An 11,473-nucleotide genomic window follows, 5' to 3' on the forward strand; every position below is an offset into this window, starting at 1 on the left:
GATCATGAAGTTACCGGTATGGGCGAGGGAAGTAGTAGAGGTAGCGAAGGAATTCGGACTAGCGTTTTTTTCCTGCGGTCTCGGCGTCACGGCGCTAACTCTTGTGATGATGGGGCTGGCCATCGTCCTTCAATGGCCGATACAGGAAATTCTGGAATACTACACACCACTACTCTTAGGTTTGTTCTCGATAGCTATCACCCTTTATCTGTTTCAAAGAAACATCAGAGAAGGCAGAGATAGAGCCAAAAGAGAGCGGGATCAGAACGTTAGACCGATTCTATTAGCGAAGGCTGTAGGTCTAACTGCTAAAAAGAACGGATATTTTGGCTGTCAAGAATTTGAGAAATATGAATGTATTGTAGATAGCGGCAATGTCGATAGAAAGCTATATGTGAAATTAGAAAATTTTGGTTTGGGTGTTGCTTTAAATGTTGAGGTATTTATTAAATGCCTCAACGGAGAATTTTACTTAGTGGCTTACGAGGTTCCAAAAGTTGAAGTAAATGGAAGTGCGTTTTTAGAAATTCGTTGTACTCTTCCAAGCAATATTGGAAGTCTTATAACGAGCTATAAGGATATTTTTGATAATACTCATTTTTGTTTACATCCGATTTGTGATGATTATATCGGCCCTGATCAAATGGTGATAGGAAATGAGTATAGCGTAGACTTTCCGCGCGACCGTGAGGAGTCTGAGAGATTTAATAAGGCACTTCAAAGAAGGCCACTAACCAGAGAGACCTACTTGGTCGTCGGCTATACCGTCGATCCTGAAGCAGTGAACGATGAGTAATCTATGAAACGTCTACCCGATTGGTTAGGAAAACTTTGTTTTGAAATCTTGAACGACCTTCTGTTGATTTCAGTGGTCGCTTTGGTCTTCATTGGTGCAGGTTCTCTCATAGGGCTAAGTGCGGGTGAGTTCCTGACAAAATTTACCCCTCTGGTCCTAGGTTTGTTTAGTATTGCGATCACTGTCAGCGCTTTAAAAGTGAGCATTAAAGAAGGTAGAGACAGAGCCCAGAAGGAAAGAGATCAGGCAGTTAGACCTATCTTAATCATGAATAGCTGTGATGCATTTCGATACCCCAGCGCTTTAGAGAAAGAATGTTTTGTGTCGCGTTTGGATTCTCCAAGGTCGATAAACATCGGCCTTGAAAATGTAGGCCTAGGAATCGCTATAGAGGTTGCATTGTTCATCCAGTGCGAGGAGGGGGATATTTATCAGGTCGCCTACCCCTTAACGCAAATTAAACGTGATGAGCGCTTAGGAATAGTCATACGGGCTACTCTCCCGAGCAACATAAATGCCCTGATTACCAGATGTGAGGACATCTATAAGAATCGTCACTATGGTTACTTTGGATACGTCGAAGATGAAAAAGCTAGTGACAAAATCTTCTTCTGTGACTTCAAAGATCAGAATGATGCGGAGGCCGAAGAAATCGAAAAGGCTTTACGTGTTGGGGTTAGATCAAAAGAGCGATACATTAGACAAGAGGAATTCAACAGAAAACATGGACTATAAGACTATCGATCCAGTGGGGACGGATACAAGTGATTGATAGTGAACGTTATATGAAATTGATCCTTGCGCATGTGTCAAAATTAGTGGCAATGAGTGTGAATTTTGAGGCTTAACACGTTCAACGGTATTAGGCGATTGCAATACTACTTGCCCTGAAGGTATAAAAGTCTATGGCATTCGCATTGGGGAATTTGCTCTGGGATTGCATTTATTTTGGATTGGTTAGCTCAGTGAAATGAATGTGAAGAAGTCTAGCGCCTATTTCTGGGACCTTTTTTTTAATTCCTCTAATCCGCGTTCTAATAGCATGTCAATAATTTTGGGTTGATTCATAAGCAGGCTGAAAAATATTTCATGTGGTTTTTTATAGGTTGTTGTTTTTCTGTGCTTTATCCCCTTCCATTTTATGATTACATATTTTGACAGGAAAGCGGCCAAAGATTCTCTATGTGTCAGATATTGCTCTTTGTCAGATGGAGAATACTTAAGAAGATTGATAAAAATCTGTCCTGCCAATTTTCCTTCGATTCCTTTTGTCTTTAGAATTGCGGAAATTTTTTGGTTTTTTAATTTTAATATTTCCTTTATTAGTCGAGTTAGCGTGTCGAGGTTTATCTTAATTTGACCGCTTTGACTAACCTTGATTGTTGTTTTTTCTCTTTCTTCGCTTTCTTTGTCTAAAATTACATCTGAAATTTTCATTCTAAATTTTTCTCACTTTATAATTTTTAAATTAAAATTTTAGTAAAATTTCGCTTAATAAAATAAGCTCTTATTTTCGTATTTGAGTACTTGTATATTTATAAATCTAGGTAATTTAATTTATGATGTTTTCGTGTTATGACATTTATTCAAATAGAAAATTTAAGAAAATAGATGTGTTCATAATCCGACATTAATTTTGGTTATAAAGATTATGTTGTCTCTTCCTGTTTTTTCAAAATTTTTACTCTATATAATTTTCATTATTGATAAATGAACGAAGTGAGTTTAAATTGGTGTGGAGCGAAAGCGATCACATCAATTTATTTGGGTTATGAGTGGTAGCGAATAACACGAAAAATAAATTTTATAATAATTAGGTTGGTATCTGCGAAACTCCTTATCAGTCGTTTCACAGTAAATTTGTTCAAAGAACAAATTAAAATTTAAAAAAAGAAAGATACTTTTCTTTAGGCAAAGCTTCGCCCTAGTGCCTTTGAAAAAGAGAGTAGGGAGGTATTAACCTTTGCCTAAACCGACCAGCTTACACATCTCGTATTTTACATAGCGATTTTTGCCGTCATGCGCCTTTTACCAAGTACCTTTTTCTTGGCTGGGTCTAATGGATTAACTGGTAGCTACGAGCCGAGGACAGTGTGCTAACTGGTAAGAGAAGTGTTAGCTCTACTTGCTAGATACCTTGCTAGGTGAGGGCGGTTGGCCTGTACCCTTCTTACATCTGGCCGCTTTTCCAACGGGCAAAGATCACCTTTTCAGATGAAGTTAATATAACAGCAAGTAGCCAATTTATATTAACCCGATTACTTAAGTAATCAATCCATATCTTTAAGTGTTAATCCAATTAGTCATTTAAGGTTCCGCTCTACTTATCGTACTATTTAACAAAGTTTTAACAACAAGCTTCTGATACCACCTGTAGATGCTGCCTTTTGCCTAAAAGAAATAAATTTTCAAAGGTAATTATTCATTAAACCATAGGTTTCGTTTTTGTCAACCTAGTTTTAATATTTATGCCATATAGAGTTTTTATGGTGAAATTGTGCATTTTTTCATTATCAAAAAGAACAAAAATATTTTATATTTTAGCAAGGCTGTGCAAGAATTAATTCTAGTATATTTTTTTATTATTTATATCGTTAGCGGTCTTTTGAGAGGTATTTGATTTGTCGATAAAGCAACGCGGTAATAGTTGGCAAGTGGCTATCACTCTAGATAAACGCTATCGGAAGTCGTTTAAAACCCGCGTAGAGGCTGAAAGATGGGAGTTAGAAGCCAAGCTTAGGCACTCGAAGGGTGAAGCGGTAGATGACAGTAGGCGTAATAAGGAAGGCAAGACAGAAGCTATCACTTGGGAAGAGCTTAGGCAGGAAGTCACACGGACTAGATGGAAGAACCAGAAATCTACCAAAACTCATGAAATCAACGGAAAAGCTATTGTTGAACTGATTGGGCAAGATGCTCTAGTAAAGAACATCACACAGAGAATGATTGATGATGTAGGCGTGATGATGCAGGAAGAAAACGAAGAGGTGTCACCGGCTACTATTAATCGTAAGTATTCTTCATTAAGTGTGATGATTAAGCACGCAAAGAAGAGGGGGTATATATCGAAAGATTTTGATTATGAAATTCCAAAGTATAAAGAAGCTGAACATAGAATACGTTGGATTTCAGACGAAGAAGAAAGAAATATTATTAGTTATCTTAAAACCATTAAGCCAGAGGTAGCTGATATGGTTGTTATATTAATCAACACAGGTCTTAGGTTGTCTGAGTTATGGAGACTTACAGTTAGAGACGTAACCGATACCCATCTAACAGTATGGGAATCAAAAAGCGGGAAAGCTAGATCAGTACCTTTGGTTAAACGAGTAAGAGAGGTTTTTGACAGATATAAAGAAAATAAAGCCCCTGATAGTCGAATCTTCCCAGATTGGACCAATTGGAGGTTAACCCACTACTGGAACAGAGGCAGAGACTACCTAGAGCTAGCCAATGATCCGCAATTCGTACCGCACGTGTGTAGGCATACGTTCTGTACAAGGCTGATTCAAAGGGGTGTACCTATCACCCATGTTCAGCGTTTAGCGGGTCACAGTGTCATCACAACAACGCTTCGTTATGCCCACCTGTCACAGGGTGATTTAGACCTAGCGATACTGGCACTGGAAGAGTGGCAGGAAGGCCGTAAAAGTACCCTCAAGGGTGAGCCTGAAAGCACCTATATAAAGGAAGGAAGAGTAGGAGCCCTTCAGGGTGTCTAAACTGTGTCAAAAGTGTGCCAAAATCCGGCAAAAATGACACATAACCGTATATCGCAAATCTAAGGAAAGCTGTAAGAAGAGAGTCCTAACAACTTTCACTGTCACGCTGAACGATTTAGGTTCCAGTGGGGCAACCCGTGAGAGTTCGAGTCTCTCCGCTCGCACCATCTCTTTGCTTTACCCCTCCTTTTCAATTTCCCGACGGGCCTTGGCGTCTTTGTTTTACAGACTGTTCGTAGGGTGATTCTCTCGGCACGGCAAACCGTGATAAACTACGGCCTTTTAATTTCAGGCCTCTTCTGGAGACATTGTTCAGTTAAGGCCTTTTCGCAGTATTTTCATTCACATACCGACTCTGTAATTTGAGGATCTTCCATGCAAGCGTCTCTTGAAACGACCTCCAACATCGAACGTCGCCTGACGATTGGTGTGCCCGCACAGGAAATTGACCAGGCAGTCCAGAAGCGCCTGCAGGAAACGGCTCGTACCGTCAAAATGAACGGTTTCCGCCCGGGCAAGGTTCCCATGAGCGTGGTCAAGCGTCGTTTCGGTGACAGTGTCCGCCAGGAAATCGTTGGCGAGGTCATGCGTGACAACTACATCAAGGCCATTCAGGAGCAGGACGTCAATCCCGCCGGCTGGCCGCGCTTCGAGCCCAAGACCATGGAAGAAGGTAAGGACCTCGAATTTGTTGCCATCTTCGAAGTACTGCCGGAAATTGAGCTGGGTGATTTCAGCAAGATCAGCATTGAGAAACCCGCAGCGGAAATCGGCGAGAAAGACGTCGATAACATGATCGATAACCTGCGCCGCCAGCAGGCCACCATGAAGTCGGTCAAACGCAAGTCCAAGAACAAGGACGTTGTGCTGATCGATTTCAAAGGCTTTATTGATGGCGAGGAGTTCGAAGGCGGTGCCGCCGAGAACCACAAACTGACTCTGGGGTCAGGCCAGATGATTCCCGGCTTCGAAAAGGGCATTGTTGGTGGTAAGGCCGGCGAAGAACTTGAAATTGAAGTGACCTTCCCCGAGGACTACCAGAGTGAAGAGCTGGCTGGCAAAGATGCCAAGTTCGAAATCAAGATTCACGACGTTCAGGAGCCGCAGCTTCCGGAGCTGAATGCTGAATTTTTCGAGAAATTCGGAATCAAGGCCGAAGATGAAGCCGCATTCCGGGCCGAAGTCCAGAAGAACATGGAGCGCGAGCTGAAGCAGGCGATCTCCAACAAGGTCAAGAATGACGTGGTTGAAGGCCTTCTGGAAAGCACTGAAGTAGACGTTCCGGCGGCGCTGGCAGATCAGGAAATTGATCGCCTGCGTAAGGACGCCGTCCAGCGTTTCGGCGGCCAGGTTGATTTCCAGCAGCTGCCAAAAGAAATTTTCGAAGAACAGGCCAAGCGTCGTGTCAAGACTGGTCTGCTGTTCCAGGAAGTGGTCAAGAAAAACGATCTGAAGGCAGACGCTGCGAAAGTGGATGCTAAGATCCAGGAAATTGCTTCAACGTATGAACAACCTGAAGAAGTTGTTGCTCACTTCAATAGCAGCCCGGAGCAGAAGCAGCAGATTGAATCGGCGGTACTGGAAGATACCGTTGTTGACCTGATCCTCGAGCAGGCCAGGGTCAAGGAAAAGAAGATGAAGTACGAAGAAGCGATTCAGGCCGGGCAACAGCAGCAGGGTTGATTCCTGACGGCCGGTGCCCCATTAAAGGGACAGGCCGTTTCGTAGCAGACAACAGCCGGCAAGTCCGGCTGTTTTCATCTAGAGTCTGTGGTGGATATTCATCACGCCCATTGTCCATAAGGAGTTCACGCGCATCATGACGCAGAAACCAATTGATGGTCCCGCAATGGTTACCAGTTCCGGCCTGGTGCCCATGGTTATTGAGCAAACCGCCCGCGGCGAGCGCTCATTCGACATATATTCCCGGCTGCTGAAAGAGCGGGTGATCTTCATGGTTGGCCAGGTTGAAGATCATATGGCCAATCTGATTGTTGCGCAGTTGCTGTTCCTGGAATCCGAGAATCCGGACAAGGATATTCATCTGTATATCAACAGCCCGGGCGGCTCAGTCACTGCAGGCATGTCGATTTACGACACCATGCAGTTTATCAAGCCTGACGTTGCAACCCTGTGTGTGGGCCAGGCGGCCAGCATGGGCGCTTTTCTGCTGTCCGGTGGTGCAGAGGGCAAGCGTGCGTGCCTGCCCAACTCGCGGATGATGATTCACCAGCCGCTGGGTGGTTACCAGGGGCAGGCCACGGATATCGAGATCCACACCCGCGAGATCCTGAAAATCCGGAATACGCTGAACACCATCCTGGCGAAGCACACCGGCCAGGACATGGAAACCATCGCCCGGGACACCGAACGCGATAATTTCATGGATCCGCAGCAGGCCAAGGACTATGGCCTGATTGATTCAATACTTGATAAGCGCACACCTAATCAATAATACTGGAAGGTGATCGCATTAATTCCGGCCGGCGTAAGCAGATGAGCGAGTCGGCAAATCAAGCTCAGAGGTATTTCAATGGCAGATGAAAGAAACGGCAGAGGCGACGATAACGGCAAGTTGCTGTACTGCTCGTTTTGTGGAAAAAGCCAGCATGAAGTCCGGAAGCTCATTGCAGGGCCCTCGGTGTTCATCTGCGACGAGTGCGTCGACCTGTGCAATGACATTATTCGTGAAGAGATTCAGGAAAACGCCCAGGAAGAAGCCAGTGATCGCCTTCCGACACCTGCTGAAATCCGTGACAACCTCGATGAGTATGTGATCGGTCAGGACCGGGCGAAAGTCGTTCTGTCCGTTGCGGTCTACAACCATTACAAGCGTCTGCGCTACGGCGAAGGCAAGGCTGAGGTAGAGCTGGGCAAGAGCAACATCCTGCTGATCGGTCCCACCGGTAGTGGTAAAACGCTGCTGGCAGAGACCCTGGCCCGCATGCTTAATGTGCCTTTCACCATTGCAGATGCAACCACTTTGACCGAAGCAGGGTACGTGGGTGAGGATGTTGAGAACATCATCCAGAAGCTGTTGCAGAAGTGCGATTACGATGTCGAGAAAGCCCAGCGTGGTATTGTCTACATCGACGAAATTGACAAGATTTCTCGCAAGTCGGACAACCCTTCAATCACCCGCGACGTGTCTGGCGAAGGTGTTCAGCAGGCGTTGCTCAAGCTGATTGAAGGGACCGTTGCCTCAGTGCCTCCGCAGGGTGGCCGGAAGCATCCCCAGCAGGAGTTCCTGCAGGTGGACACGGGCAACATGCTGTTCATCTGCGGTGGTGCCTTTGCGGGCCTGGACAAGGTTATCCAGGATCGCTCCGAGCGAAGCAGCATTGGGTTTTCAGCCAAGGTGAAAAGCCCGGACGATACCAGGAACACCGGGGACATCATCAAGAATGTCGAGACTGAGGATCTCGTGAAGTACGGGCTGATTCCGGAGTTTGTCGGACGTCTGCCAGTCGTGGCGACGCTGACGGAACTGGACGAGGCCGCACTGGTCCAGATACTGACCGAACCGAAGAACGCACTGACCAAGCAGTATCAGAAACTGTTCGATATGGAAGGGGTTGAGCTGGACTTCCGTGAAGACGCACTGCGGGCCGTTGCCAACAAGGCAATGGAGCGCAAGACTGGCGCACGTGGTCTCCGTTCAATAATGGAAGCAACCCTGCTGGACACCATGTACCAGATTCCGTCTGAGCATGGCGTATCGAAGGTAGTTATTGATGAAAGCGTAATCCGGGGTCAGTCCGAACCGTTCAAGATTTACGCGAGCAGCGATCACGCAAAAGCGGTTCCGGAGGACTGAAACAGTTCACCGGGTTGAAAAAGGGCGGCGACGCCCTTTTTTTATGCCCGGCCCGCCGGGGTGGACGCCCCTGGGGGCTCGAAAGATTGCATTTTCTGCTGTCGCCCCAAAGAAGGGTGGTATGCTGAATAAAACACCGTCAGAGGATTTTCTATGACCCTGATACCAGAAGAAACTGTGCAAGAATACCCGCTGTTGCCACTTCGTGATGTGGTGGTGTTCCCGCACATGGTTGTGCCATTGTTTGTTGGGCGCGAGAAGTCCATTCAGGCGCTTGAGGCGGCAATGGACGGCAGTAAGGAAATCCTGCTGGTTGCCCAGAAAGACGCATCCACTGATGAACCAGGTGCCGGCGACGTCTTTGATATGGGCACCCTGGCAACCGTGCTACAGATGTTGCGTCTTCCCGACGGCACCGTGAAGGTGCTGGTCGAAGGCAATGCCCGGGCGACCATCAGCGACATCACCGAAGTCGATTATCTGGCGGGTCATGCCATGCTGATCGAAGAAGAGGCCCTGCCCGAGCGTGAGCAGGAAGTTCTGGTCAAGACCCTGATGGATGAGTTTGAAAAATACGTCAAGCTTTCCCGTAAAGTGCCGTCTGAGGTCTCCAGTTCGCTGACGGGCATTACCGAACTTGAGCGCCTGGCCGATACCATGGCGGCTCACCTCGAGCTGAAGATTCCGGAAAAACAGGAGCTGCTGGAAGCCCTGAATATTCGTAAGCGGGTGGACCTGCTGCTCGGCAAACTGGACGGCGAGATCGACCTGATCGAAGTCGAAAAGCGTATTCGTGGCCGCGTGAAAAAGCAGATGGAACGCAGCCAGCGTGAGTATTACCTGAATGAACAGATGAAGGCTATCCAGAAGGAGATGGGCAGCCTGGGTGAAGGCAATAACGACTTCGAGGAGCTGGAGCAGAAGCTGGAAGAAGCCAGCCTTCCGGAGGAAGCCCGCAAGAAAACCGAGACCGAGCTGAACAAGCTCAAGATGATGTCGCCCATGTCGGCGGAAGCCACGGTGGTCCGTGGTTACATTGACTGGATGCTGTCGGTGCCCTGGAAGAAGCGCAGCCGTGTTCGTCATAACATCGAAAAGGCCCGAGAGATTCTGGACGAAGATCACTACGGACTGGACGAGGTCAAGAAACGCATTCTGGAATACCTGGCCGTGCAGAGCCGGGTCAAGAAAGTGAAAGGCCCCGTTTTGTGTCTGGTGGGACCGCCTGGCGTGGGTAAAACGTCCCTGGGCCAGTCCATTGCCCGGGCCACCAACCGCAAGTACACCCGTATGGCCCTTGGCGGCGTCCGTGACGAAGCGGAAATCCGCGGCCACCGCAAGACCTATATAGGGGCGCTTCCTGGCAAGCTGCTGCAGAAGCTTTCCAAGGTAGGGGTGAAGAATCCGCTGTTCCTGTTCGATGAAATCGACAAGATGGGCATGGATCACCGCGGCGACCCGGCGTCGGCGCTGCTGGAAGTGCTGGACCCGGAACAGAACCACACGTTCAATGATCACTACCTGGAAGTGGATTACGACCTGTCTGACGTGATGTTCGTGTGTACCTCCAACTCCATGGACATTCCACCGGCGCTGCTGGACCGTATGGAAATCATCCGCATCCCCGGTTATACCGAGGATGAAAAAGTGAACATTGCGCTGAAGTATCTGTTACCAAAACAGATCAAGGCCAATGGTCTGCGCAAGGATGAGCTGGTGCTGCCTGAAGCAACCCTGCGGGACCTGATCCGTTACTACACCCGTGAGGCGGGCGTACGCGGACTTGAGCGCGAGATTGCCAAGATCTGCCGGAAGGTGGTCAGGAATCATGTGGAAAGCGGCGACAAGGCCTCTGTAGAGCTCACCCCGGAACTGCTGGACGATTATTCAGGCGTCAAGAAGTTCAAATACGGCCTGGCAGAAGAGAAGAACCAGATCGGCCAGGTTACCGGCCTGGCCTGGACCCAGGTCGGTGGCGAGCTGCTGACCCTGGAGTGTGCGCTGACCAAAGGCAAAGGCCGGGTCGTGAAAACCGGTTCCCTGGGTGACGTTATGCAGGAGTCCATTCAGGCCGCCCTGACGGTGGTCAGAAGCCGTGCTCTGGGGCTGGGTATCAAAGATGATTTCCACGAAAAATACGATCTGCATGTGCATGTGCCAGAAGGTGCAACGCCAAAAGATGGCCCCAGCGCCGGTATTGGTATGTGCACTGCGCTGGTTTCTGCGCTGACCCAGATTCCGGTCAGGGCGGACGTGGCTATGACCGGTGAGATCACTCTGAGAGGGCGGGTTCTGCCCATCGGCGGCCTGAAGGAAAAGCTGTTGGCAGCCCATCGTGGCGGCATCAAGACGGTCATCATCCCCGATGAAAACGTCAGGGATCTCAAGGAGATACCGGATAATATCAAAGAGTCTCTGGATATCCGCCCGGCCAAATGGATCGACGAAGTGCTGGATATTGCACTGGCGTATCCGCCAGGTCCGGCCGCGGAAGAATCGGTGGCTGAGGCGGGATCATCCGGCAAGAGGGATGACGACAGCGATGCTTCGGAGCGCATAAATACACATTAAACACGTGCTGTGTTGTTGACAGCCTAGAGAGCCCATTGGTATAACTGTTTCGCCGTGAAGCAGCCAATATCAAGGGCTCCCGCGCAGTTTAAGCCTATTCCGAATAGCGGTGACAAGCCGAAAGGAATAATAAAAGCGAAGAATGGAATTCTCTGACCGCTTATGCGATAGTCGGAAAAATCCAGGAAACAACAAAACCAACCTACAACATCTTCAACCTAGAATCGAAGGGGTTTAGTGTGAACAAGTCCGAACTAATCGACGCAATTGCAGAATCCGCAGACATCTCCAAAGCCGCAGCAGGTCGCGCTCTGGATTCAATGACTTCCTCCATTACAGGTGCACTGAAAAAAGGTGATCAGGTTACTCTGATCGGCTTTGGCACTTTCTCTGTCAAGGAACGCGCTGCACGTACCGGCCGCAACCCGCAGACTGGTGCAGAAATCAAGATTCCGGCCTCTAAAGTGCCTGGTTTCAAGGCAGGTAAGGCCCTGAAAGACGCCGTTAAATAACGGACTCTTTCATCTGGCAGCAGCCGTCATGGTTGTTGCCGGAGCCGCCCGCCAG

General features: G+C 48.1%; 9 protein-coding genes. 8 read left to right on the forward strand and 1 reads right to left on the reverse strand.

Annotated features, from left to right (window positions below):
• The first annotated feature begins 4 nt into the window (after window positions 1-4).
• Complete coding sequence (locus E5Q11_RS02040; protein WP_135801734.1) at window positions 5-796, forward strand: hypothetical protein; 792 nt, start codon at window positions 5-7, stop codon at window positions 794-796.
• Between the two features lie 3 nt (window positions 797-799).
• On the forward strand, window positions 800-1,531 hold the full coding sequence (locus E5Q11_RS02045; protein ID WP_135801735.1) for a hypothetical protein: 732 nt from the start codon (window positions 800-802) through the stop codon (window positions 1,529-1,531).
• 258 nt (window positions 1,532-1,789) lie between these two features.
• On the opposite strand, the gene E5Q11_RS02050 is transcribed toward E5Q11_RS02045, so the two are convergent.
• Window positions 1,790-2,233 (reverse strand): hypothetical protein, encoded by a 444-nt coding sequence (locus E5Q11_RS02050; protein ID WP_135801736.1) that lies wholly within the window; start codon window positions 2,231-2,233, stop codon window positions 1,790-1,792.
• Between the two features lie 1,184 nt (window positions 2,234-3,417).
• On the opposite strand from E5Q11_RS02050, the gene E5Q11_RS02055 reads away from it, so the two are divergent.
• The 6 genes from E5Q11_RS02055 (at window position 3,418) to E5Q11_RS02080 (ending at window position 11,418) form a co-directional block, all read left to right on the forward strand.
• Window positions 3,418-4,518, forward strand: a complete 1,101-nt coding sequence (locus tag E5Q11_RS02055; RefSeq protein ID WP_135801737.1) for a tyrosine-type recombinase/integrase — start codon at window positions 3,418-3,420, stop codon at window positions 4,516-4,518.
• 375 nt (window positions 4,519-4,893) lie between these two features.
• Complete coding sequence (gene tig / locus E5Q11_RS02060) at window positions 4,894-6,201, forward strand: trigger factor (RefSeq protein ID WP_135801738.1); 1,308 nt, start codon at window positions 4,894-4,896, stop codon at window positions 6,199-6,201.
• 136 nt (window positions 6,202-6,337) lie between these two features.
• A complete protein-coding gene (clpP, locus tag E5Q11_RS02065; RefSeq protein ID WP_135801739.1) occupies window positions 6,338-6,973 on the forward strand; it encodes an ATP-dependent Clp endopeptidase proteolytic subunit ClpP in 636 nt (211 codons plus the stop codon).
• 78 nt (window positions 6,974-7,051) lie between these two features.
• On the forward strand, window positions 7,052-8,335 hold the full coding sequence (gene clpX / locus E5Q11_RS02070; RefSeq protein ID WP_135801740.1) for an ATP-dependent Clp protease ATP-binding subunit ClpX: 1,284 nt from the start codon (window positions 7,052-7,054) through the stop codon (window positions 8,333-8,335).
• Window positions 8,336-8,488: 153 nt separating this feature from the next.
• Window positions 8,489-10,906 carry an endopeptidase La gene (gene lon / locus E5Q11_RS02075; protein ID WP_135801741.1) on the forward strand — a complete coding sequence of 806 codons (2,418 nt, stop codon included), beginning with the start codon at window positions 8,489-8,491 and terminating at the stop codon, window positions 10,904-10,906.
• A 239-nt stretch (window positions 10,907-11,145) separates the two neighbouring features.
• A complete protein-coding gene (locus E5Q11_RS02080) occupies window positions 11,146-11,418 on the forward strand; it encodes an HU family DNA-binding protein (RefSeq protein ID WP_135801742.1) in 273 nt (90 codons plus the stop codon).
• Window positions 11,419-11,473 lie beyond the last annotated feature (55 nt).

The organism is Marinobacter confluentis, assembly GCF_004785685.1.
GTDB lineage: Bacteria > Pseudomonadota > Gammaproteobacteria > Pseudomonadales > Oleiphilaceae > Marinobacter > Marinobacter confluentis.